This is a genomic window from Pseudoalteromonas sp. OOF1S-7 (genome assembly GCF_022347765.1).
Taxonomy (GTDB): domain Bacteria; phylum Pseudomonadota; class Gammaproteobacteria; order Enterobacterales; family Alteromonadaceae; genus Pseudoalteromonas.
Window position 1 is genome coordinate 1 of sequence record NZ_JAKRFZ010000017.1, and the last position, 23,149, is coordinate 23,149.

At 45.4% G+C, this 23,149-nt stretch carries 22 protein-coding genes and 2 rRNA genes; 22 read left to right on the forward strand and 2 right to left on the reverse strand.

Annotation, left to right across the window (positions count from 1 at the left end):
• Positions 1 to 5 precede the first annotated feature (5 nt).
• Together rrf (MHN33_RS19280) and rrf (MHN33_RS19285) are read left to right on the forward strand one after the other, a co-directional pair.
• A 5S ribosomal RNA gene (rrf, locus tag MHN33_RS19280) occupies positions 6 to 120 on the forward strand.
• A 44-nt stretch (positions 121 to 164) separates the two neighbouring features.
• Positions 165 to 279: ribosomal RNA gene (gene rrf, locus MHN33_RS19285) — 5S ribosomal RNA — on the forward strand.
• Between the two features lie 193 nt (positions 280 to 472).
• Here rrf (MHN33_RS19285) and MHN33_RS19290 read toward each other — a convergent pair.
• Together MHN33_RS19290 and MHN33_RS19295 are read right to left on the reverse strand one after the other, a co-directional pair.
• Positions 473 to 958, reverse strand: coding sequence for a hypothetical protein (locus tag MHN33_RS19290; RefSeq protein WP_239400436.1), 486 nt, complete (start codon positions 956 to 958; stop codon positions 473 to 475).
• A gap of 890 nt (positions 959 to 1,848) precedes the next feature.
• Entirely contained in the window at positions 1,849 to 2,214 is a 366-nt protein-coding gene (locus MHN33_RS19295) for a hypothetical protein (RefSeq protein ID WP_239400438.1), read from the reverse strand.
• 399 nt (positions 2,215 to 2,613) lie between these two features.
• On the opposite strand from MHN33_RS19295, the gene flgB reads away from it, so the two are divergent.
• The 20 genes from flgB to MHN33_RS19395 all read left to right on the forward strand — a co-directional run bounded on the left by flgB (position 2,614) and on the right by MHN33_RS19395 (position 23,148).
• On the forward strand, positions 2,614 to 3,024 hold the full coding sequence (gene flgB / locus MHN33_RS19300) for a flagellar basal body rod protein FlgB (protein ID WP_239400440.1): 411 nt from the start codon (positions 2,614 to 2,616) through the stop codon (positions 3,022 to 3,024).
• Positions 3,025 to 3,026: 2 nt separating this feature from the next.
• Complete coding sequence (flgC, locus tag MHN33_RS19305; protein ID WP_239400442.1) at positions 3,027 to 3,458, forward strand: flagellar basal body rod protein FlgC; 432 nt, start codon at positions 3,027 to 3,029, stop codon at positions 3,456 to 3,458.
• 15 nt (positions 3,459 to 3,473) lie between these two features.
• Entirely contained in the window at positions 3,474 to 4,151 is a 678-nt protein-coding gene (locus tag MHN33_RS19310; protein WP_239400444.1) for a flagellar hook assembly protein FlgD, read from the forward strand.
• Between the two features lie 37 nt (positions 4,152 to 4,188).
• Positions 4,189 to 5,541: a flagellar hook protein FlgE gene (gene flgE / locus MHN33_RS19315; RefSeq protein ID WP_239400446.1), complete on the forward strand. Its 1,353-nt coding sequence runs from the start codon at positions 4,189 to 4,191 to the stop codon at positions 5,539 to 5,541.
• Positions 5,542 to 5,655: 114 nt separating this feature from the next.
• On the forward strand, positions 5,656 to 6,420 hold the full coding sequence (locus tag MHN33_RS19320; RefSeq protein ID WP_239400448.1) for a flagellar basal body rod protein FlgF: 765 nt from the start codon (positions 5,656 to 5,658) through the stop codon (positions 6,418 to 6,420).
• Positions 6,421 to 6,438: 18 nt separating this feature from the next.
• Positions 6,439 to 7,227 (forward strand): flagellar basal-body rod protein FlgG, encoded by a 789-nt coding sequence (gene flgG, locus MHN33_RS19325; RefSeq protein ID WP_239400450.1) that lies wholly within the window; start codon positions 6,439 to 6,441, stop codon positions 7,225 to 7,227.
• Positions 7,228 to 7,242: 15 nt separating this feature from the next.
• Positions 7,243 to 7,932, forward strand: a complete 690-nt coding sequence (gene flgH / locus MHN33_RS19330) for a flagellar basal body L-ring protein FlgH (RefSeq protein WP_239400452.1) — start codon at positions 7,243 to 7,245, stop codon at positions 7,930 to 7,932.
• Positions 7,933 to 7,943: 11 nt separating this feature from the next.
• Entirely contained in the window at positions 7,944 to 9,038 is a 1,095-nt protein-coding gene (locus MHN33_RS19335) for a flagellar basal body P-ring protein FlgI (protein ID WP_239400454.1), read from the forward strand.
• Between the two features lie 102 nt (positions 9,039 to 9,140).
• On the forward strand, positions 9,141 to 10,106 hold the full coding sequence (gene flgJ / locus MHN33_RS19340) for a flagellar assembly peptidoglycan hydrolase FlgJ (RefSeq protein WP_239400456.1): 966 nt from the start codon (positions 9,141 to 9,143) through the stop codon (positions 10,104 to 10,106).
• A gap of 1 nt (position 10,107) precedes the next feature.
• A complete protein-coding gene (gene flgK, locus MHN33_RS19345) occupies positions 10,108 to 12,120 on the forward strand; it encodes a flagellar hook-associated protein FlgK (protein ID WP_239400458.1) in 2,013 nt (670 codons plus the stop codon).
• Between the two features lie 2 nt (positions 12,121 to 12,122).
• Positions 12,123 to 13,358: a flagellar hook-associated protein FlgL gene (flgL, locus tag MHN33_RS19350; RefSeq protein WP_239400460.1), complete on the forward strand. Its 1,236-nt coding sequence runs from the start codon at positions 12,123 to 12,125 to the stop codon at positions 13,356 to 13,358.
• A gap of 364 nt (positions 13,359 to 13,722) precedes the next feature.
• On the forward strand, positions 13,723 to 14,685 hold the full coding sequence (locus MHN33_RS19355) for a flagellin (protein WP_239400462.1): 963 nt from the start codon (positions 13,723 to 13,725) through the stop codon (positions 14,683 to 14,685).
• Positions 14,686 to 15,227: 542 nt separating this feature from the next.
• Positions 15,228 to 16,193: a flagellin gene (locus tag MHN33_RS19360; protein WP_239400464.1), complete on the forward strand. Its 966-nt coding sequence runs from the start codon at positions 15,228 to 15,230 to the stop codon at positions 16,191 to 16,193.
• A gap of 151 nt (positions 16,194 to 16,344) precedes the next feature.
• On the forward strand, positions 16,345 to 17,307 hold the full coding sequence (locus tag MHN33_RS19365; RefSeq protein ID WP_239400466.1) for a flagellin: 963 nt from the start codon (positions 16,345 to 16,347) through the stop codon (positions 17,305 to 17,307).
• An 82-nt stretch (positions 17,308 to 17,389) separates the two neighbouring features.
• On the forward strand, positions 17,390 to 17,821 hold the full coding sequence (locus MHN33_RS19370) for a flagellar protein FlaG (RefSeq protein ID WP_239400468.1): 432 nt from the start codon (positions 17,390 to 17,392) through the stop codon (positions 17,819 to 17,821).
• A 24-nt stretch (positions 17,822 to 17,845) separates the two neighbouring features.
• On the forward strand, positions 17,846 to 19,252 hold the full coding sequence (gene fliD / locus MHN33_RS19375) for a flagellar filament capping protein FliD (protein WP_239400470.1): 1,407 nt from the start codon (positions 17,846 to 17,848) through the stop codon (positions 19,250 to 19,252).
• Positions 19,253 to 19,261: 9 nt separating this feature from the next.
• A complete protein-coding gene (fliS, locus tag MHN33_RS19380; protein WP_239400472.1) occupies positions 19,262 to 19,696 on the forward strand; it encodes a flagellar export chaperone FliS in 435 nt (144 codons plus the stop codon).
• The gene (locus MHN33_RS19385) at positions 19,680 to 19,976 is read left to right on the forward strand and encodes a hypothetical protein (RefSeq protein ID WP_239400474.1); all 297 of its coding nucleotides are present in this window, start codon (positions 19,680 to 19,682) and stop codon (positions 19,974 to 19,976) included. Before fliS ends, MHN33_RS19385 begins: the two co-directional genes overlap by 17 nt.
• Positions 19,977 to 19,993: 17 nt before the next feature.
• A complete protein-coding gene (locus MHN33_RS19390) occupies positions 19,994 to 22,069 on the forward strand; it encodes a 6-hydroxymethylpterin diphosphokinase MptE-like protein (RefSeq protein WP_239400476.1) in 2,076 nt (691 codons plus the stop codon).
• An 89-nt stretch (positions 22,070 to 22,158) separates the two neighbouring features.
• The gene (locus MHN33_RS19395; protein WP_239400478.1) at positions 22,159 to 23,148 is read left to right on the forward strand and encodes a GDP-mannose 4,6-dehydratase; all 990 of its coding nucleotides are present in this window, start codon (positions 22,159 to 22,161) and stop codon (positions 23,146 to 23,148) included.
• Position 23,149 lies beyond the last annotated feature (1 nt).

The window sequence follows — 23,149 nt, forward strand, 5'->3', positions numbered from 1 at the left end:
ATTTGCTTGGTAACCATAGCATTTTGGAACCACCTGACTCCATGCCGAACTCAGTAGTGAAACGAAATAGCGCCGATGATAGTGTGGGGTTTCCCATGTGAAAGTAGGACATTGCCAAGCGCCTAATTTTATATAAAAACTAAAATAAAAATTGAAAAGATTTTCCTGGTGAAAATAGCGTTTTGGAACCACCTGACCCCATGCCGAACTCAGTAGTGAAACGAAACAGCGCCGATGATAGTGTGGGGTTTCCCATGTGAAAGTAGGACATCGCCAGGGCCATATTATGAACCCGTTGCAGCAATGCAGCGGGTTTTTTCATTTAGGTTCTAAAGAGTTTAATAAAGACAGCATTTTGGAACACCTGAATGGAAGGTCAGCCCCGTGGAAGGCAAGCCCCGCCCATGTTGATGTCGCGCGCGAAAACTGCGAAAAATGGAGTTTTCAAATGGTTAAAAGAGCTTTCATACTTTCATTTGAATCTTTGCTTAACTTTATTCAGTTCCTCTAAATCTTTACGCCTAGATTCTGCATAGATTTCGTCGTTCAGATTATCTATTTGCTTAACCATATAAGATGAAAGGATCGATCGAACTGAACCGTCAGACTCGTTAATTGCTTGAAGGACGGCCTCTGTTTCTAGCTCAATTTCATAAAAACAAGAGTTGTAATTATTCATCAAAGTGAGAATGAGGTACCCTTCTTTCTCCGCTTCCAATTTAGTTAGCTGATATTCGCAAGTATATTTGAATAGTGGGTTTGTATAACCTGCGATGCATTCTTTCCCTTTGATATCACGGCTGAGAGTATGACAAGTTTCCCCATATTTGGGTTTGTATTCATCTCTTATAAGCCGATACAACTCCAAGCTGTTGCCACTTAACTTTAGTTCACTAAATACAGAACCAACGGTCCTTAAGTTGTCATACCATCCTTTAAAAAACCTGACTAAAGCCATGTATTTTATCCACTATTAGAGCTTAACTAGACTCTATTGTAGCGCTTGAGACAAATTATACCTCAAATTCTCTATAATGCAGGTCAGGTGCTGGGCCAGTGATGCGATCATTCTCGATGAAGGCACTCCCACTCGAGACACTATCACCCAGAACTGTACTCCGTATTCTATCACTATGCTGCGCTATTGTCGTGCCATCTGTATTGATCTGAACAACTTCTACAACACTTCGGCAAGTGCCTCCTAGGCCTGCGCCTAGACGGTTTAATAAATTAGATATTTGTTACTCCCCCCCTGATGCCTTGGTTTACAGTAATCGCCCCCTGTGCGTTGATAGAGGCGCTTATGCTGTCACTATCACAGGATGCTTTATATAGAGAATCAGCATACCAGGCTTGATGGGAGGCAATGCCTGAGTCAGCTATGTACGAATATCAGATATTCGCTTATTGCCACTTCTGGCCAGTTCATACGCCCCACGCTGAAGAGCTGCCTGGTTGTCAGTAACTAGCGAATCTACTCCATCATATGCATATTGAACACCTAATGTCCCCGCGCGTTTAATTTTGCACGCCATACCTTGTTGTTCACCCCTGACAAATATAGCCGTATATTCAGGGCTCATTGTTTACCTGGTGTTGTGCTCCAGTATCAGGAAATCATTTAGTATCACATCACACACAGCGCTATCTGTGTCCCAGGGGGTTACTGGCCATTCAGGAATGACGGATACCGTTTTTGTAATGTCATACCAATTTTACTTAATGCCTGTTCAATTTGAAGGAGTAAATCTGCCGCTAATTACATTAAAAATTTATCGTTTAGAACAATTAAATAGCAATATTTTTGCCTTGTTATCGACCCTATTTTCTCGCCTCAAAATAGAACACTTAATTAAGCAAATTGGTATCACTGAGATCCAATATACCGCCGACGCTTTGCGCTATCCGTAGCATCGCACTGGCTGGCGTCAGCCCTCTGTAACTAAATTCACTTTTTGGTATAGGGTAATCAATCAACTGTTTGTCCAAGGTCCAGCTTGTATTAGTTAAAGAGTCAGACATGATCCCCGCAAGTATTCGCATTGTCGGGTTTATGAAATTTGTTTCGCGCGCGTATGGCGAGGATAGCTTTGCAAGTTGCTCGCGTATTAAGGCGCTGTAGCTGGCCGAATTGAACCTGTCACAGGTGTTTGGCTGCTCACATATCATCACGTATTCATAGCCATTTACGCTAACCAGTAGTTCCCGAACCATGGCTCGATCCATATCGATGGCGCTGAAAAACTTGATTGAGCCAGTTGCGGTAGACTAACCGCGCTCAAGCGAATAGCTGCACGAGATGATCAATATATCGGTATTGCCGGATAGACGTTTGCAGGTGATTGTGGGTTGCATTATATAGGCTCTTCTTATCTGTGGCTCTATGGGGAGTTTTCGGTCCTGCGTCGGTATATTGTCATCAGAGCGAACCAGGCTGTTGGGTAATCTCCTGAATAAGAAGTCGTGGACCTCCCAACAGGGACTTGCTTAACTTCTAGATACAGACTCTTCCGTAAGTTACCTGTAGCGTCGCGATGCGGCAATTTTCCGCCACTTAAATATTGGCCTTATTCTTGCTTTTATCTCATCAAGTCAAATTTTTGGAGTCGGGTTATGGCTATTAGTTTTGATAAAGCATTGGGGGTTCACCCTCACTCTATGCTGATCCGCTCTCAGCGTGCTGAAATTTTGGCAAGTAACATCGCCAACGCAGATACTCCCGGATATAAAGCAAAGGATATCGACTTTGGTCAGGCTTTTAAAGCGGCAAAATCGGCACAGCTAAGCGGCAATAAGATGGTGAGAACCAATGAGAAACACCTTAGTGGTGGCACTCAATTAAATAACGGTGTTGAACTATATCGTACGCCAAATCAAGCAGATACTGGCGATGGGAACTCAGTGGATATACAAGTGGAACGAAACTTGTATGTACAAAATGCATTAGAGTACCAAGCTAGTTTGAATTTTTTATCTGGTAAATTTAAAGGGCTCAAGAAAGCCCTAAGTGGTCAAGGTAGCTAATCATGAGTTTATATAATGTTTTTGATATAGCGGGTTCAGGCATGAGTGCCCAGAATGTCCGTCTAAATACGACCGCCAGTAATATTTCAAATGCAAACAGCGTTAGTTCAAGTCAGGACCAGGTGTACAGAGCTAGGCACCCAGTTTTCGCCGCCGAATTAAACAAAGCTGCGGCAGCTCAACCGAACACCATGGGGTCGTCGGTTGGGGTCAAAGTTCTGGGCATTGTGGAAAGTGATAAGCCTTTGCAGGTTGAGTACAACCCCAATCATCCAAGTGCTGACAAAGACGGGTACATCTATAAGCCAAATGTGAATGTGGTTGAAGAGATGACAAACATGATCTCTGCATCGCGTTCGTACCAAACGAATGTTCAGGTAGCGGATGCCGCTAAGCAGATGCTTAGCAAAACCCTGCAACTTGGCCAGCGCTAAGTGGGAGTATAGCCAATGAGTAACGAAGTCAATTCAGCAACCTCGACCTATGTCGATTCATTGCGTTGGCCTGACAAGCAGGTACCGACAGAAAAAAATGATGAGTTGAAGCAAGAGGATTTCTTTGCGTTATTGACTCAGCAATTGTCTTATCAGGATCCCAGTAAACCGGCAGACAATGATCAGATGATTGCGCAAATGACGAACTTTACAATGGCTGAGGGGATCTCGGATCTGAATTCAAAGTTCGAATCATTGGCTGAATCAATGACCTCTAATTCAGCACTGCAGGCGTCAACATTGATTGGCAAAAAAGCGCTGCTTGAGTCAGATACGATCGAGCATGGCCCGGACATGCAGTCGCGGGGCTCTATTATCGTAACAGAGCCTGTTGAGAAATTGACGGTCAGTATCCTCAATGACAAAAACGAGCTGGTAAGAACAATTGACCTTAAAGATCAAAATCCCGGCGCAGTTCGCTTTGACTGGGATGGTAAAAACACCGATGGTGAAATGTTACCGCCTGGAGATTATACAATAAAGGCCGAGGGCTCTGTGAACGGCAAGTTTACAGCCTTGCCTACAGCGACTTTCAGAAACATTGAAAGCGTCAATGTCAATGGTGCAAGCGGCATCGTGATTAACACTAAAGCGGGTGCCGTGCGGCTTACTGACGTCGCGGAATTAGCCTAATTAAAAAGATTTAACCTTAATCGCAAGAGGTGAGAGTATGAGTTTCAATATTGCATTAACAGGTTTAGCTGCGGCTCAGAAAGATCTGGATACCACAGCTAACAACATTGCCAACGTGAACACGACAGGCTTTAAAGAATCACGTGCTGAATTTGCATCGGTGTATGCATCTTCTGTATTTAGTGCCGGTAAGACAAAAAATGGTGATGGTGTACAAACCACTATGGTTGCGCAGCAGTTTCACCAGGGTTCATTGAATTTCACTCAAAACTCACTGGATCTGGCGATAACCGGTGAAGGTTACTTTGCAATGAGTGAAGAGCTCGGGGCACAGGACTTTACGTATTCCCGTGCAGGTGCCTTTAAACTCAATAAAGACAACTTTATTGTTGATGCACAGGGTAACTTTTTACAGGGATTTCCGGTTGACCCAAGTACGGGTGATACGACCTCGGTAAGTCTGAGTACATCATCAGCACTGCAAATTCCCGATGCGTCTGGTTCACCTCGAGCCACCACCAGTGTGTACTCCTCTTTTAACTTGGATTCGCGTGCTTCGGCACCCACGTTAGCATTTGACCCTACAGAAAGCGCAACCTATAACAGTTCTACTTCAACGACGATTTACGATAGTTTGGGTGAACCACATATTTTGCAGCTTTACTTTGTAAAAGAAGACCCAGCTACCAATCCTAATGAATGGCAGGTTTACGCAACACTGGATGGTACACAATTTAATACTTCAGGAACCGATGCGGCACCACTTGGGCCGATTACAGAGTTTCAATTTGACCAAAATGGTCTGCCACTCTCAACCGGCGATCCACAGGTTGGTAACACAGGTACAACCTTTAACCCGTTTCCGATTCCTGCGGGGGCAGGTGCGGGACTATCAACCCTGTTGTCAAATGGCGCAACATTCCCAAGTAATGTGCAAATGAACTGGCGCGATGAGGCAAACACCTCAAACAAACTGCCGACACAGTTCGCCAGCCGTTTTGAGGTTAAAGCGCTTGAACAGGATGGTGCCACAACGGGTCGACTGGCCGGGATTGATATCGGTACTGATGGTAAAATCGTTGCGTCATACAGTAATGGTGACTCTACTTATTTGGGCCAGGTTGCGATGGTGCGTTTTTCTAACTCGCAGGGTTTACAGCAAGTAGGCAATACCGGGTGGAAAAAGAGCTTAACATCTGGTGAGCCGATTGCGGGTGAGCCTGGCTCCGGAACATTGGGCTCGATCAACTCCTCCGCATTAGAACAGTCCAATGTTAACCTGACAAATGAACTAGTGGACCTGATCAGTGCACAGCGAAACTTCCAGGCGAACTCACGAGCACTGGAAGTCAACTCAACACTTCAGCAGAACATTCTGCAGATCCGATAATCTACGCCATCACCTCTCAAGGCCGCTTTATGCGGCCTTTTCATTTTCTTGACGATCATCTTGGCATCTATATTGCTTTAATCAGTATAGATTGAACAATTTTAGGTCGTTCCCATGGATAAAATGCTGTATGTCGCCATGTCAGGTGCCAAACAAAACCTGGTTGGTGTCGGGCTAAAGGCAAATAACCTGGCCAATGCCAATACGACGGGGTTTAAAGCCGATTTTGCGCAGGCTCGCTCAATGCAGGCATTTGGTGAAGGGTTACCTACGCGTGTGTTTGCAATGCAGGAGCGCCCGGGAACCATGATGACGGGTGGTGCAATCACTGAAACTGGTCGAGAGCTTGATATTGCAGTGGATGAGAAGTCCTGGATCAGTGTTGTCGATGCAGCCGGCGAAGAGGCATATACAAAAGTCGGTACGCTGAATATCACCGCAGATGGTGCACTGGTGACTAGCCATGGCCGTCAATTAATTGGCGAAGGCGGACCCATCATACTTCCGCTGCCGGTAGAAAAAGTGGTCTTCAGTGATGACGGCTCGATTCAGGTTCGTCCGCAGGGCGCACCGGCTAACTTTTTAGAAGTGGTCGACCGATTAAAGATTATTAACGCAGACAATAGCAAACTGGAAAAAGGCAATGATGGTTTGTTTAGGCCAAAAGAAGAACTGCTCGAAGATGGTGTGTGTGGATTTTGTGAAATTTCCCCAACCGCGAAAGTGATGAGTGGTTATCTGGAAATGTCCAATGTGAACCCGGTTCACGAAATGGTGGACATGGTAAACCTTCAGCGTCAGTTTGAAATGCAGATGAAACTGATGAAAACAGCTGAAGAAATCGATGAGCGACACACTTCGCTCCTGCGTATCGTTTAAGAGAGTGAGGTATAGATTATGAACCCAGCATTATGGATCAGTAAAACCGGCCTAGATGCCCAACAGACTGATATTTCGGTTATTTCGAATAACCTGGCGAACGCCAGTACCGTTGGCTATAAAAAGAGTCGTGCGATATTTGAAGACTTACTCTATCAGAATATTAACCAACCAGGCGGTCGTTCCTCCCAGGAAACCGAGCTTCCATCAGGCTTGATGTTGGGTGCCGGTGCCAAAGTTGTGGCAAACCAAAAGAACTTTTCACAAGGTAATATGCTGAGCACAGAGAATTCACTTGATTGGATGGTTCAGGGTCCCGGATTCTTTGAAATTCAGATGCCCGACGGCACCATTGCATACACCCGTAATGGCCAGTTTACCACAGATGAAGAGGGACGGATCGTTACCTCAGGCGCGGGCTTTCCAGTGCAACCCGAGATGAATGTCCCGGACAATGCGAATTCCATTACCATTTCACAGGATGGAGAGGTCTCTGTCAGTATTCAGGGGGAAGCTGCTAATACAGTCATCGGTCAGTTGGTTATAAGCGATTTCATTAACCCGTCTGGTCTTGAGCCAATTGGTCAAAACCTTTACACCGAGACTGCCGTCAGTGGCGCTCCGGTGCAAGGGAACCCGGGTGTCGAAGGATTGGGATCAATTGTACAGGGAGCGCTGGAAACATCGAACGTGAATGTGACGGAAGAGCTGGTCAATTTGATTGAAACACAACGAGTTTATGAAATGAACTCGAAAGTGATTAAGTCGGTCGACGAGATGCTTAGTTACATTAATCAGCAGCTTTAATTGATTGGGGGTAGTATGGACAAGTTACGTACACTTGGCCTGGTAGCGGCAGGCTGTATAGCACTCAGTGGTTGTACAACAACGCAGAATAAAGATGTTAAGCGGGACGATCCTTACTACGCGCCCATGTATCCGGAAGCCGAAGCCGCACCCGTTGTACCAACAGGCTCGCTGTTCAATGCATATGCTAATGACCTGTATTCAGACAAAAAAGCGCTACGCACCGGAGACATCATTACGGTGGTGCTGAGAGAGTCAACTCAGGCTTCAAAAGCAGCAAACTCTAAGTTGGATAAAGACAGTGAAGTGGAAATCGATCCTATACTAGGGTTAGGCGGCGCGGCTGTTAACTGGGGAAATAAAAGTATCCAGTTGGATGCAGGATCTAATTCGTCTTTTCAGGGAGATGCGCAAGCTAACCAGTCAAATAGTCTGATAGGTAATATCTCTGTCAATGTAATGCGGGTTTTACCAAATGGTAATTTAGTGATCCGAGGCGAAAAGTGGCTGACACTGAACACTGGGGAAGAATTTATCCGCCTGGAGGGCTTGGTCAGACCGCAAGATGTGAACGCCGATAATACGGTGGAATCAAATCGCATTGCGAACGCGCGTATTCAGTATTCAGGCAAAGGTGATACTCAGGAAGTACAAAGTGCTGGCTGGCTGACCAAATTCTTTATGAGCGCCATCATGCCATTTTGAGGTAACAGACAATGAGATTATTCAATTTGCTTGTGCTTGTCACCGCACTTGCTACAAGCCAGTTTGTACATGCAGAGCGCATCAAAGATGTGACTATGGTTGAGGGGGTGCGCTCAAACCAGCTGGTCGGTTATGGTCTGGTGGTTGGCTTGCCAGGCACAGGGGAACAAACCCGGTTCACCGAACAAAGTTTTAAAGGTATGTTGAATAGCTTTGGTATCACGATGCCGGCTAATCTCAAGCCAAAGATTAAAAATGTTGCTGCCGTAGCTGTTCATGCCGAGTTACCAGCGTTTGTAAAACCAGGTCAAACAATTGACGTTACTGTGTCTTCTATCGGTAGTGCAGGTAGTTTGCGTGGCGGCACCTTATTACAGACTTTTCTGAAAGGGGTCGATGGTAATGTGTATGCGATTGCTCAGGGAAGCATGATTGTGGGTGGCTTAGGGGCTGAAGGGTTGGATGGCAGCCGGGTTGTGATTAACACTCCGACTGTCGGGCGTATTCCAAATGGCGGCACAGTTGAGCGTGCAGTCAGAAGCCCGTTTACACAGGGGGATCATATTACGTTCAACCTGAACCGCCCTGACTTTACAACCGCTAAGCGCCTGGCTGATACCATCAACGACCTGGTCGGACCGCAAAGTGCGCAAGCAATGGATGCCGCTTCGGTACGGGTGATCGCACCTCGTGACCCGTCGCAGCGCGTTGCTTATCTATCGACTCTGGAAAATCTGGAATTTACACCTGCAGATACCTCCGCCAAGATTATAGTCAATTCACGCACCGGTACCATTGTGATTGGCAAAGAAGTCAAACTACAGCCTGCGGCCATTACCCATGGCGGGTTAACGGTGACCATTGCTGAGCAAGTGAATGTCTCTCAGCCACAGCCTTTGTCAGAGGGTGAAACTGTGGCTACGCGTCAGAGCATTGTTGATGTTAATCAGGATGACTCCCGAGCTTTCGTATTTGACCCCGGCTCCAGCCTGGACGATCTGGTTCGGGCAATCAACGCAGTTGGTGCTGCGCCTGGTGATCTGATGGCTATCCTCGAAGCGTTGAAAGAAGCAGGTGCGATACATGGTCAATTAGTTGTCATCTAGTGCTTCTTTTATAATCAAATAGTTAGCCTCATTTAATGAGGCTTTTTTTTGGCTCAATAATTGCATTGTATTTAGTTATGAATATTGATGTGTTTTTGAGCAATGAATACTGATCCGACTCGCAACCAAAGTTTCTATGACTTAACCGACCTGAACTCGTTGAGACAGGACGCGCTGAAAAGTACCGGAGATGCCAATGCCTCTGAAGAAGCGTTGCGCAAGGCGGCTCAGCAGTTCGAGTCTATTTTCACCCAGATGATGCTGTCCAGTATGCGTAAAGCGAATGAAGTACTGGAAGACAAAGACAGTCCGTTTAATTCCAGCAGTGTTAAGTTCTATCGCGACATGCATGATCAGCAGATGTCCATGCAGCTCTCCAGCGAGGGAAGTTTAGGCCTTGCGGATCTTATCGTGCAGCAATTATCACCTAACCGCGATGGCTATATGCCGAGCTCGGTATTACGTACGGGTGCCGAGTTACAAAGTGATCGGATTGCCAACGGCGAAGTGAATCAAGCGAAAGTTGAGCAGCAGCCGAAAGTGGAAGAAAGTGTGTCAAGCGATGTGCGTTTCGACAATCCAGAATCCTTCATTAGCCAACTTTGGGAGCATGCTCAGTCCGCGGCGGCCAAGATTGGTCTAAACCCGGCTGTAATGGTTGCACAGGCGGCACTTGAAACGGGCTGGGGTAAGCACATTATTGCGCGTCAGGATGGAGAAAGCAGCTTTAACCTGTTCAACATCAAAGCAGACAAGCGGTGGCAAGGCAGCAGCGCCAGTAAAATGACGCTCGAGTTTGAACAGGGCTTGCCAGTCAAAAAGCAAGCGAATTTTAGAGCCTATGACTCGCTTAAAGATAGCATCAATGATTATGTCGATTTCCTGCAATCAAATCCCAGGTATCAACAAGCCTTAGCGAAGACAGACAATCCGGATCAATACCTGGATGCGCTGCAACAAGCCGGCTACGCAACCGATCCAGATTATGCAGAAAAAATTAAACGTGTGTTGGGCAGAGGAGAATTTCAGTCCATGTTGTCAGCGTCAGTGCATCAGGGAGTAAACTAAGATGTCCTTTAACCTTATGAACATTGGTACATCCGGAGTCAGAGCCAGCTCTGAGTTACTCCAGACGACCAGTAAAAACATCGCAAACCTGAATACCAAAGGCTATGTTCGCGAACGAACTGAACATACCACGATGATCAATAACCAGGTTGGCCGTGGTGAAACTGTGCGTTTGCTGAATGAGTTTGCCCAGAAACAGCTAAATCGGGACCTATCAAGCCAGGCTTACTACGAACAATTTGTCACGGAAGCGACCCGCGTAGATACCTTGTTTGGTGAAGAGTCAAATAATCTGAATCAGAGTATCAACTCGTTGTTTAACAACATGCAAGAGGCGATGAACTTACCCTCTTCTACGGTTGCGCGCTCTTTGTTTTTGACAGATGCACAGAACTTGATCGATCAAATGGATCGCCTATCTGGGATCGTGTTTGATCAGAACAATATTGTGAACGAGCAATTATCAATTTATTCTGATGAAGCCAATAACCTGATCCAGAAGATCAGTGATATGAACACGCAAGTTGCGGCTTTGAACGGTAATAATAGCGATGGCAGTGGTAGCTCCTTGCTTAATCAGCGCGATCAAGCCATCAGAGATCTTGCCGAGCTGGTGGACATTGAAACCTTAGATGGCAGCAATGGTGAAAAGTTGGTTTTTCTGGGGTCCGGGCAGTCACTGGTCATGGAGAACGGCAGCTTTAATCTTTTTTCGATGGATGGAGATCCAGACCCCAATCATAAAGCTCTGACGCTCGATGTGACTGACGGGGCCGCAGTGGCTTTGGAAGTGGATCATATAAATCTGAAAGGTAAGATAGGTGGCCTGATGGCGTTTCGCGATGACATTTTGGTACCAGCACAAACCCAGCTTGGTCAAATCGGGCTGTCACTTGCAGATGCCTTTAACCAACAGAATCAGTTGGGCATGGACCTGGATGGTAACCTCGGGGGTGATATATTCACACTGCCAACTGTGGGTGGTTATCCATACGCAAGTAATACCAGCACGGCGCAGTTAACCGCGACCGTTGAACCTGGCAAAGGAAAAGAGGTACCCGCGACAGACTTCAGGGTAACTTATACGGCGGCAAACACCGTCGAAATTGCAGCGGTAGATAGCAAAGGTAATGTACTGGGGTCACCTGTGACAGCAACGGTCAATGCAGGCGTGATCGATTCCAATTCCGTAGCTCCGGGTGTCGATATGTTCGGTTTACAAATGAACCTGACAGGCACAGCCAATGTTGGCGACAGCTTTCTGGTTAAACTCAATTCAGGTACTGCGGGCAACCTGCAACTTGCTACAGAACGGCCGGAAAGTTTGGCACTGGCCTCACCAATACGAACTGAGACAGCGGCGAATAATGTCAGTACGGCAAATATTTCAGTAGGCTCAGTGACCAACACCGACCCCGCTACAAGCAACTTTACAGCGGCACCACCAAGCCTGACCAATGGAACCATAACCCTGACTAAAACGGCAAACGCCAATGAATATCAGATTGTAGATGGTAATGGTACCAATACATTTACGATCACGCCGCCGGCTGAAAACATTCTTGCGCAGGCGGGGGGCGCGTATGCCAGCTACGGTTTCGACTTTAATATCGAAGGGACCCCAGCGACAGGTGATACCTATACCATAGAGTTTAACACCGGTGGTTTTGATGATAACCGCAATGGTCTGGAGCTCAGTAAATTACAAAGTTCAGAACTGGTACGCCAGAATGTTGTGACGACGGCGACGGCAGACAACTTAAAAACTTTTAATGAAGCGTATGCCGGCTTGGTAACAGAAATTGGGGTTGTGGCCAATCAGGCCAAAACCAACGGTGCTGCATACGAGGCCCTAGCGGCGCAATCTGAAGCCTGGTACGAATCTATGGCCGGCGTAAACCTGGACGAAGAAGCAGCAAATTTACTGCGTTTTCAACAATCTTACTCAGCGGCTGCGCAGGTACTCAGTGCAGCAAGAACTGTGTTTGACACCTTATTAAGTGCGGCGAGGTAATTATGCGTTTATCTCAAAATATGATGTATCAGAATAACCTGAATTCGATACTGGATAACCAACAAGAAGTAAATAAAGCCATGCAGCAGGTTAATACGCAAAAGCGCGTATTAACAGCATCCGATGATCCATCTGCGATGGCTCGGGCGTTACTGTACACAGATCGGATCCAGACCAATGAGCAATATACAAAAAACCTGACCATGCTCAAAGGGCGGTTGGACACCCAAGAAGGGGTGCTGGACAATATTAAGGATTCATTGACGCGTGCATTGACCCTGACAGTCCAGGCGGGTAATGGTTCTTTGGTAGATGTAGACCGAGCGTCACTTTCTGAAGAGCTCAGCGCGATTCAAACGGCAGTACATGACCTGATGAATGCCAAAACAGAGGACGGCAGGTATATTTTTTCTGGTTATCAGGATAATACTGAAGCCTACTCATATAATAGTACTCAGCAACGTTATCAGTACAATGGCGATCAGGGTCAGCATAAAATTAAGGTTGCCGAGGGCGTGGAAATTAAATCCAGTGACAACGGATTTGACGTGTTCGAAAGCGTACAAACACGCCTGAATGTGGTCTCTAATACTGCGACTGTGTCTGGTGGGGTTGTGAGTTCCGATGTGTATGTTACTAAACAAGGGCCTTTTGATGAGTTCCATAAAGCGAACTATAATCCGGACCCGACGGCACCTGCTGGATCTAATACCTTTAGTCTGGTACTTACAGCTGGCACGCCCAATACCTACACTTTACAGCAAGGTGCGACAGTACTGGCGAGTGGCAGCTACGAGGATAACCATATTGAAGTTGCTGGTATGGAATTCAGTTTAGCAGGGAATGCCCCGGGGCAAATAGACTTTGACCTTAAGGCACCTGAAAAAGACAATGTACTAAATATGTTAGATGATTTAATCACGGCTCTGAATGATCCTACACTCGGCGAAAAAGATTATCGCCAGGTGCTGGCTGACTCCATGATAGGCATTGATAACGCCAAAAACCGGGTTTCTCAGGTGCAGTCGGGTTTAGGGGGCCGGCTCAATACGGCAACTCGTATTACCGACGCCAATGCAGACCTGGACATTAACAATAAGATTGCGAAAGCGGAACTGGTTGAGTTGGATATGGCGGAAGCTATTACTGATCTGACGAAACATGAAACAGCACTTCAGGCGTCTCAGGCCACCTTCGGCAGGTTGTCTAATCTGTCTCTACTCGACTATATCAGATAATCCACTCTGCAAGCGGCTTTTGAGCGTTTCTTTAGCCGTTTGCTTTTGACCTCTCTTTTCTTCAGTTTAGATTCTAACTTCATAACTTTCTTATACTTTGCATTAAAGCGCCAGATTTATGCGGAAATATCTATGCGGCAATTTATTTCCTATCCTGGGTCGGTTTATAGTTTAAATTTCATTATAAAACAATAGCATGACTTTTTTTTAGAAAATCTTCTAAAGTATTTTTCCTGCCGCCCGATAACTTAAGTAACCAAGCCGGAGAGTGAAAACAAACCTCGAAGGTTATGAGAGTAAGTTTTAGAAGTTTGAGAGTGGGCACTTACAGAGTAAGCACTCAGATTATAGTGGGAGAATCACCATGGCACTTTATGTAAATACTAACGTAAGTTCATTGAATGCTCAAAGACAATTAAACAATTCAGGCAACTCGCTTGATGTTTCCTTCAAGCGTTTATCATCGGGCTTCCGTATCAACAGCGCTGCTGATGATGCAGCAGGTCTACAAATTTCAGACCGTCTGACTTCACAAATCAACGGTTTAAATCAAGGTAACCGGAACGCGAACGACGGTATCTCGCTAGCCCAAACCGCTGAAGGCGCGATGGACGAAGTTACCTCAATGTTCCAGCGTATTCGTACTCTGGCACAGCAAGCGTCAAACGGCTCAAATACAGACGAAGACCGTTTGGCGATTCAGGAAGAGATCCGCTCACTGTCTTCAGAGGTGAACCGGGTTGCAGCAGATACAACCTTCGGTGGTCAAAACCTGCTAGATGGGTCGTATGCAGCGAACTTCCAGGTTGGTGCTGATGCCGTGCAAACTATCAGCTTCAGTATGCAAACGGTCGGTGGTACTGCAAACAGCTTAGTTGCTAACAATGGCTTTACAATGTCAGGTATTGCCGGGGTGGCAAGTGGCGTAACTGGTGCCTCTTTGAGTGCAACTGCAGGTACAATCAGTAACAGCGTTGGTGCTTCGGCAGATAATACCGCTTTCTCTAACGTGTTTACAGCCGGCGGTATCTCGGTATCATCTCAGGCGAATGCTCAGGCTGTATTAGCTGGTATGGATGCACTAATCGCGGTAGTTGATAAAAAACGTGCTGAACTCGGTGCAGTTCAAAACCGCTTCCAGTCGACTATCAGAAACCAGTCAAACATTGCTGAAAACTTATCTGCTGCAAAATCTCGTATCAAAGATACAGACTTTGCCCAGGAAACCGCAAACTTGACGAAAATGCAGATCCTGCAACAGGCGAGCCAAACAATTCTGAGTCAGGCTAACCAGCGTCCACAGGCTGCGTTAAGTCTACTGGGATAAGATAGGTAAGAAAACAGGTGCCCTGACTTGATGGGGTATTTAGTCAGGGCACCCAATTGGATGATAAAGCGGAGGAGCTTAAATCCAATTACAGTTCATCAAAACAATGAACACGTTAATGTTAGCACTTTTCGTGCCAATATTATGAAAAAATATTGACACCCACTCTCAAACTTCAAAAAAGAGGCTTTAATGCCTCTTTTTCACATCTTGTCTATATTAAGATACGTAATAAGCAGGTTATTTTAGCCATATCATCACCACGTTTCTCATTACCTGTGTAGAAGGTTCTTTCCTGCTGGAGCAGGTGGTGGCTGAAACAAGTATAGTTAAGGGCGCAATGCGCAGCCTCCAGTACTTCTTTTTTAATCATTGTCAAAATTTCTTGGCACACACTTTGCTTTATTCAGTTCAGAAGAAATTAAGTTTGTACAAGCGGCATTGGATTGCCCCTTCACTGAGCTCCGGCCAGTGATAACAATTGCCTCCTTGTACACCAATGAACAGCTCAATGCTGAGCATTTGTATAGAGAGAGTGAATCATGGCTTTATTTGTAAATACCAATGTCAGTTCCATTAATGCGCAACGACAACTACAACAGTCCGGTGTTGAGCTGGATACGTCTTTTAAGCGCTTGTCTTCAGGTCTGAGGATCAACAGTGCGGCAGATGATGCTGCGGGTCTACAAATCTCGGACCGGCTACAATCGCAAATCCTGGGCCTGAATCAAGGTAATCGAAATGCCAACGATGGTATTTCATTAGCTCAAACTGCTGAAGGTGCAATGGATGAAATTACATCTATGTTTCAGCGTATCAGAACATTGTCACAACAAGCTGCCAATGGTTCTAATACTGATGAAGATCGCCTTGCAATCCAGGAAGAGATCCGCCAGTTGGCGGCAGAAGTTAACCGGGTCGCCAGTGACACGACGTTTGGTGGTCAGAACCTATTGGATGGCTCTTACTCTGCAAACTTTCAGGTAGGTGCCGATGCGGTACAGACTATTGGCTTCAGCATGCAGTATGTCGGCACTACCGCCAACAGCCTGGCCGGAAATGGTGGATTCACACTTTCAGGTATTGCCGGTGTTGCAAGTGGTGTGTCTGGTGCTTCGTTGAGTGCAACTACTGGCACCATTAGTAATAGTGTGGGTGTATCGGCCGATAACACCGCTTTCTCCGACGTGTTTACTGCGGGTGGTATTTCTGTCTCTAGTCAGGCAAATGCACAAGCTGTTTTAGCTGGTATGGATGCGCTAATCGCTGTTGTGGATAAAAAGCGTGCTGAACTGGGTGCGGTGCAGAACCGTTTTCAGTCAACTATCAGAAACCAATCCAATATCTCTGAAAACTTATCTGCGGCGAAATCACGTATTAAAGATGCAGACTTTGCAATGGAAACTGCAAAGCTGACAAAAAACCAAATCTTGCAGCAAGCTAGCCAGACTATTCTAGGCCAGGCTAATCAACGGCCTCAAGCTGCATTGAGTCTACTTCAGGGATAAAAAATTATTTTATAAATAAAGCTAAAGCTTTCGCTTTACCTGACGATAGAAGAGTTAGAGAACTATAACTTTAGGACTCTAACTTAGCGTTTGCTACAGGGTAGGGGTATCCCGTACGAACGTTTCTAAATTAGATAAAGCGGAGGCTATTATGGCTTTATATGTAAATACCAATGTGAGTTCATTGAACGCACAGCGGCAATTAAACAAATCTGCGGGTGCGTTAGATACATCGTTTCAGCGCCTTTCATCAGGTTTGCGCATTAACAGTGCAAAAGACGATGCGGCAGGTATGCAAATCACAAACCGTCTGACCGGTCAGATCAATGGTCTGAATCAGGGGATCCGAAATGCGAACGATGGTATTTCACTGGCTCAAACTGCAGAGGGCGCGCTAGATGAAACCACTTCGATGTTTCAACGGATCAGGACGCTTGCTCAACAAGCTTCAAACGGCTCGAATACCGATGAAGACCGTTTAGCTATCCAAGAAGAAATCCGTTCATTATCTGAGGAAGTAAACCGTGTCGCAGCTGACACCACTTTTGGTGGACAAAACTTGCTGGACGGCAGTTATGATGCAAACTTCCAGGTCGGTGCCGATGCAGTACAGACAATCTCATTCAGTATGCAAAATGTTGGTGGCACAGCCAATTCGTTAACGACTAACAATGGTTTTACCATGTCAGGTCTTGCGGGCGTAGCGAGTGCTGTAACAGGCGCTAGCTTAAGTGCAACGGCGGGCACCATCAGTAATACGGTGGGGGCAGCAGCAGATAACTCTTCTTTCTCAAACGTATTTACGGCTGGTGGTATCTCTGTGTCGTCTCAGGCAAATGCACAAGCTGTGTTAGCGGGGATGGACGCTTTGATTGCGGTTGTGGATAAGAAGCGTGCGGAACTGGGTGCGGTGCAAAACCGATTCCAGTCTACTATACGTAACCAGTCAAATGTTGCAGAAAACCTGACCGCAGCACGCTCTCGTATCCAGGATACCGACTTTGCAGCAGAGACTGCGAGTTTGACCAAAATGCAGATCCTGCAACAGGCGAGTAGTTCAATTCTGAGTCAGGCTAATCAGCGCCCTCAGGTTGCCCTGTCGCTATTAGGCTAATAATGGTGTGGCGTCAAGTATACATGAGAAATCTTGAAACTTGGCGTATACTTACAGTTAGACTAATGAATGGAGGTGTATTGTGAAAGAGATTCAGGCAACATTAGGGCTTGGCTCAAATAATGCGGTGCTCACTCCTGGTCAAATTAAACCTGAGGAAAGTGCGGAGACGCTCCGGGCTGTAGAGAAGTTAACCAAACTGGCTGATAACCCTACAGTTCGTGCCCAGGAAAAGCAAAAGGAAGAAGCTGACCCTGATACGCAGGACAAATTATTCGCTCAGGTGAAATCTGATCTGGCGAAGCTGAATGACTTTATACCGGTCACGGCAACCAATTTGTCATTTGAGTTTGATGACAAGGGCAACCCGCCCTTCATCAGAGTCATAGACAAAGGCAGCGATGAAGTGATCCGGGAAATCCCCTCAGAGGAATTTCGTGAAGTCGCTAAGGCTTTGGAAGAATTTGCCGATAAAGTATCAGGAAAAGGTTTGCTGTTTGACAGGACAGCATAAATGAAAGTGAATTGGAGGTAGCAAATGCCACTTATAACGTCTGCAGGCGTCGGCTCAGGTCTGGATTTGGAGAGTATTATCAAAGCATCTGTTGATGCTGAAAATATTCCCAAAATGCAGGCCTTCGTCAAGAAAGAAGAGTCTTTGAAAGTAGAACTCTCTGCCTTAGGCGAGATTAAGTCTGCTATCTCCAAACTCAATGATACTGTTGAAAAGCTGGCCGACCCTGATAACTTCGGTAAACGGGTCGCCAACATCACACAACCTACATCCGGCGATATTATTAGCGTCACGCCGACGTCAGATATCTCTGTTGGTAACTTCGACATTGCCGTCAAACAATTGGCACAAGGTAGCCGAGCGGTGTCGGCAGACGGGGCTTACACGTCAATTGATGATGTTGTTAGCGCCACGGGAGGAACCTTAACGTTCGGTGCAGGTGCAGACAATAGCTTTACGTTGGATGTCACTGCTGGTATGACTCTCGGTGAGTTAAGAGACGCCATCAATGCATCAGAGACTAACTTTGGGGTGACAGCCAACATTGTAAACACAGGCACTGCAGCGGGCTCCAAGCTGATATTAACATCCAATGTGAGCGGTTCAGGCAATGATCTGACCGTCACCAATGACAACGCAGAGCTTGATAAAGTATCGATTGGTACAACTGGTGGGATGACAATTGCCACAGATGATGCCGCGCGTAATGCCATTATTACTGTAGATGGCCTGGAAATACAAAGCGATACCAATACTTTTAAAGATGCAGTGCAGGATATGACTATCAAGGCGCTGGCAAAGAGCGAGGGTGATGATACTAATGGCTACGATACAGCGAGTCTGAATGTTGACTATGACAGAGAATCAGTCAACACACTGATTGATGAGTTTATCGCAAACTATAATAATCTGATTGGTAATATTGGTTTCCAGACCCGGATCGGTAAACCTCTTAATGGCGATTCATCCATGCGGACACTCAGTGATCAGCTGGTCACGGGCTTGTCTACCACTTTGACTGACGCAGGGCCATTTGAAACCATCTTTGATATTGGTTTGGGGATTGACAAAGACGGATATCTCGAGAAATCGACTCTGGTTCGAAGCCTAAATGAAGCTATGGATAGCAATTATGATGATATTGGCACAGCGTTTGCAGGTGAAGGGGGAGTTGCCAAGCAGCTTGAATCGTTGCTTGGTAATTATATAGATTCAAGTGGTTTAATCAAAGATCGTGAAGACAGCCTGAATGGCCAATTGAGTGATCTGGAAGATGATGTAGAAAACCATGAATATCGGATGACGTCTTTAGAGGAAAGGTTGAGAAAGCAGTATGCCGGTCTTGATGTATTGATCGCACAAATGCAACAAACTCAGTCATATCTGGGGGCACAGCTCGCCAATTTACCTGGATTCACGAAGTCTAAGTAAGGAGCCATTATGTATAATGCAAGAGTAAAAAATTATCAAAAAGAGGCACTGAAAACCCGTGTCGCAGGTGCTGACCGCTACGAAGTAATTCAAATGCTAATGGCGGGGGCTGTTGAGAAAATGGTGCTTGCTAAAGTATCTATTGAAAAACGCCATCTCGAGGCCAAAGCTGAGCATATTTCAAAAGCATCCGCCATCTTGGAAGCGTTGCGCGGCTGCCTGGATTTTGAAGTAGGTGGAGAAGTAACAGAAAACTTGTATGCACTGTATTCATACATGATTGATAGGTTATTGGATGCAAGTATCCAGAATGACCCTGCAATCGTTGAAGAAGTGTCAAATCTACTCAAAGAAATCAAATCGGCCTGGGATGCGATTCCTTTTGAAATAAGGGAACAGACCCTAAATCAGAATGGTTCTGATGCGAATGTTAACGCAGGATAATATTCAGCAGCTGCACGAGAAGTTAGCTTTATTAAAGCAGCACAGCGAAGATGATAACTTTGACAGTGCCGTTAAATGTGCAGCAGAAATTGATACCGCTATTAAGCAAATAGTCGTGTCAGAAGAGATCCCAGAAAGTGGTCGGCTTGTTTTGGTTGAGTTATATAACGAATTGAATGAGCTTTTAGGCCACTTGGTGCAGAAAAAGAAAGAGACGGCTTCTTTACTCAGTAAGCACATAGGCAATAAAAAGAAATTAAACCTCTATAAAAACACTTAATACAGTGTGGCAATTCAATGAAGCAAGACTCTTTCCAAGATCAGATAAAATCGTTAGATGAAAAACTAACCGAAACCCTGGAACATCAAAAGCGAGAAACTAAGTTTGCAGAACAAGCGAATGTGAGGTTCGAAAAAAACTTAGCCTGCTTTGAACACTACTTTCCCGATATTGCTAATACCATCGTCAAACATCAGGTAAGAAGTGATTTCTGTATTCATGTAACTAAGACCGGGGAGGGCAACTTTGTACCAAAAGGGTTTGACGCTCCCATCTATTCCCAGGACCCCATAGAACAAACTAAAGAGCAAGTTCAGTGTCAGATAGATAACCCTGTTTTTAGTCTGACGGATTATACAGGCTACCCGATTAATGACACAGATGACCGTATTCATATTAGATATATGTCTAAACTGTCTAAGTTTATGAAGCGTGTGCGTAGCGAACAAGCACAGTATTTCGATACGTTACCAGATACTTTTCCTTCCGCAATCATTTTTGGTATAGGTTTGGGCTATCATGTTCCGATGTTGATGGAGCACACACGGTTCGATTACACGTTTCTGATTGAGCCAGACTTCGAGCAGTTTTATGCCAGCTTGTTTTGCACTGACTGGTTTACGGTGATAGAAAAGATAGATGAGCAGGGCGGCTGTTTGTTTTTCCATCTGGGAGCAACATCACATTCATTCATCCAGGACTTAGAGAAAATTGCAGAAGATGTTGGAGCCTTTTCAATAGTTCGAAGTTTTTGCTATCAACACACGCCCGATGCAGATTTAAATGTGCTCATTAAAAAATGGACTCAAGAGTATTTCCGGTTTCAATATGGTCATGGGTTTTATAATGATGCAATAACGGGTCTTGCTCATTCAATTCTGCATATCGAAAATCAGGTACCAGTGCTGACTGGGGAAGCCAAACAACTGGACTATGATACCCCGGTTTTCATCATAGGAAATGGCCCCTCGCTAGATGACGCCGAGCACTATATTAAGCAAAATCAGGGCAAGGCGATAATTGTTGCGGCAGGGACTGCAGTCGCGTCCCTGTTTAAGAAAGGCATTCAGACTGATTTCCATGTTCTTGTAGAGCGACCGCTTCATAATCATAAAATCTTTGAACGTATACTATCGAAAGAAGAATATGCCAAGATTAACCTGCTAGGGCTAAACACGGTTTATCCGCAAACCAATGATAGATATTTGTGGTCAGGGATTGCTGTAAAAGGGAATGAGGCAGGTACCTCTCTGATGGACTTGCTAAACTTGCAGTCTGAGGGTAAAACACTGCCAAAAATCCCTTATTGTAACCCTTTGGTTGCAAATGCCGCCTTATCGTTCTTTTTACATATGGGCTACCGGAATATTTACCTGTTTGGTATTGATAATGGCAGCGCGCCTGATGGGGCTCATCATAGTCGCGATAGTATTTACAAAGTACGTAATGATGATGACTCTGAAGGGATCCCAAGTATCCCGATCAAAGGTAAGACAATAGAAGGAAACCTGGGTGGGGTCGTGGTTTCAAATAATTTGTTTATGGTTGCCCACGCTCAGCTTGAAAAACTGGTTTCTCACTACAATGCTAGCAGTGTCTTTAATGTAGGTCGTGGTGCAAAAATAAAACATGCTATTCCACTTGCTGTCGAGAATTTACTGGATATAGAGACAAGTCTGAACAAGCCTGAAAAAATTGAGTTTATCAAAGCACACTTTTTTAGTGTGTGGGACATCGAAGAGGTCGATGACAAGTTAATTGCAGCGGATAAGTTAGAGCAAGTGTGCGATCACCTTATTTCTATTGCACAAGAGCCTATATCAGATAGAAGCCAAGGGTTAGAAAATCTTCGACGTCAGTCCCGGTATTTATATTCAATACGGGATACCGCTCTTGGGCATTTATTTCATGCTATCAAAGGCTCAATGCTTTATTATCATTGCCCATTAATTACATTGTTATACAGCTATAGCGATGAGCATTTTACTTTGGAGCAGTTTTCGGGGCTAAATGCACTTTGGGTCGATTACTTACGTGAAATTAAACAAGACTATCGTATAAGTTGCAGAAAAGCATGTGACTGGGCTCCCTAAAATTGAGAGAACGCATTGTCGGCGATGCGCCTTGTTGAACCAGGCAGGTTCAAAATAGCAACAGACACCTTTTTACGGATAATAGAGTTATGAATAAAAATATCTTGGTCTTAGGTAGTAATTCCCCATCGGGTGCAGCGTTTTGCCGCTCTGCGGGGCTTCAGGGTAATAAAGTGATAGCAACCAGCCGTTCTGTAGAAGCTGCGGACTTGTTTTTGCCTTATAAATGGGAAAAAGAGTTGGATGTTGAGTTTCATCAACTGGATATTAATAAGGATATAGCGAAATTCTTGGATTTAGCCAAAAAGCACCGCATTACCCACGTCGTTAATTTTGCTTCACAAAGTATGGTGGGGCAAAGTTGGCAGCATCCAGAACACTGGATGCAAACAAATGTTGTGGGATTGGTTTCTTTGTTAGAGGCCATGAGGCACTTGTCTGGCTTGGAAAATTATATCCACTTTTCGACCCCCGAAGTGTATGGCTCAACAGAGTCATGGATCAAAGAACACACAAACTACGCGCCAAGTACACCGTACGCATCTTCAAGAGCGGCAGGGGATATGAATGTTAAGCTATGGGCTGATACATATGAGTTGCCATGCATCATTACACGTGCAGCCAATATATACGGCGCGGGACAGCAGCTGTACCGCATTATACCCAAAACCTTTCTGAGTTGTATGCTAGGCAGAAAGCTGCCACTACATGGTGGTGGCCACTCAGAGCGTGCTTTTATTCATATTAATGATGTTGCTAATGCACTCTTACTGATCCTGGAACAGGATAAGCCTGGCGAGACCTATCATATTTCGCCACATGAGAAGATTAGCATCAGAGACTTGGTTGCCTCGATATGTACTCTGTGCGAAACAGATTTTGAAGAGGTTGTCGAAATATCTGAAGATCGGGTTGGTAAAGATCAGGCCTATCTGCTGGAATCATCTAAACTGATGAATACCTTGCAATGGGAGCCTAAAGTAACTTTAGAGCAGGGTCTGATGGAGGTTCATGACTGGTGCAGTCGCAATGTCGACTTCTTAAGTCAGCAGTCTGTCAACTATGTGCATAAGCGTTAGG

What these genes read in the sequence shown, in the direction of transcription:
- flgG (WP_239400450.1), top strand. Translation starts at nt 6,439, where the DNA reads ATGAACCCAGCATTATGGATCAGTAAAACCGGCCTAGATGCCCAACAG.
- MHN33_RS19335 (WP_239400454.1), top strand. Translation starts at nt 7,944, where the DNA reads ATGAGATTATTCAATTTGCTTGTGCTTGTCACCGCACTTGCTACAAGC.
- MHN33_RS19365 (WP_239400466.1), top strand. Translation starts at nt 16,345, where the DNA reads ATGGCTTTATATGTAAATACCAATGTGAGTTCATTGAACGCACAGCGG.
- flgL (WP_239400460.1), top strand. Translation starts at nt 12,123, where the DNA reads ATGCGTTTATCTCAAAATATGATGTATCAGAATAACCTGAATTCGATA.
- fliD (WP_239400470.1), top strand. Translation starts at nt 17,846, where the DNA reads ATGCCACTTATAACGTCTGCAGGCGTCGGCTCAGGTCTGGATTTGGAG.
- flgK (WP_239400458.1), top strand. Translation starts at nt 10,108, where the DNA reads ATGTCCTTTAACCTTATGAACATTGGTACATCCGGAGTCAGAGCCAGC.
- MHN33_RS19355 (WP_239400462.1), top strand. Translation starts at nt 13,723, where the DNA reads ATGGCACTTTATGTAAATACTAACGTAAGTTCATTGAATGCTCAAAGA.
- MHN33_RS19320 (WP_239400448.1), top strand. Translation starts at nt 5,656, where the DNA reads ATGGATAAAATGCTGTATGTCGCCATGTCAGGTGCCAAACAAAACCTG.
- MHN33_RS19360 (WP_239400464.1), top strand. Translation starts at nt 15,228, where the DNA reads ATGGCTTTATTTGTAAATACCAATGTCAGTTCCATTAATGCGCAACGA.
- MHN33_RS19390 (WP_239400476.1), top strand. Translation starts at nt 19,994, where the DNA reads ATGAAGCAAGACTCTTTCCAAGATCAGATAAAATCGTTAGATGAAAAA.
- flgE (WP_239400446.1), top strand. Translation starts at nt 4,189, where the DNA reads ATGAGTTTCAATATTGCATTAACAGGTTTAGCTGCGGCTCAGAAAGAT.
- MHN33_RS19290 (WP_239400436.1), bottom strand. Translation starts at nt 958, where the DNA reads ATGGCTTTAGTCAGGTTTTTTAAAGGATGGTATGACAACTTAAGGACC.
- MHN33_RS19385 (WP_239400474.1), top strand. Translation starts at nt 19,680, where the DNA reads ATGTTAACGCAGGATAATATTCAGCAGCTGCACGAGAAGTTAGCTTTA.
- flgB (WP_239400440.1), top strand. Translation starts at nt 2,614, where the DNA reads ATGGCTATTAGTTTTGATAAAGCATTGGGGGTTCACCCTCACTCTATG.
- fliS (WP_239400472.1), top strand. Translation starts at nt 19,262, where the DNA reads ATGTATAATGCAAGAGTAAAAAATTATCAAAAAGAGGCACTGAAAACC.
- flgJ (WP_239400456.1), top strand. Translation starts at nt 9,141, where the DNA reads ATGAATACTGATCCGACTCGCAACCAAAGTTTCTATGACTTAACCGAC.
- MHN33_RS19295 (WP_239400438.1), bottom strand. Translation starts at nt 2,214, where the DNA reads ATGGTTCGGGAACTACTGGTTAGCGTAAATGGCTATGAATACGTGATG.
- flgH (WP_239400452.1), top strand. Translation starts at nt 7,243, where the DNA reads ATGGACAAGTTACGTACACTTGGCCTGGTAGCGGCAGGCTGTATAGCA.
- MHN33_RS19310 (WP_239400444.1), top strand. Translation starts at nt 3,474, where the DNA reads ATGAGTAACGAAGTCAATTCAGCAACCTCGACCTATGTCGATTCATTG.
- MHN33_RS19395 (WP_239400478.1), top strand. Translation starts at nt 22,159, where the DNA reads ATGAATAAAAATATCTTGGTCTTAGGTAGTAATTCCCCATCGGGTGCA.
- flgC (WP_239400442.1), top strand. Translation starts at nt 3,027, where the DNA reads ATGAGTTTATATAATGTTTTTGATATAGCGGGTTCAGGCATGAGTGCC.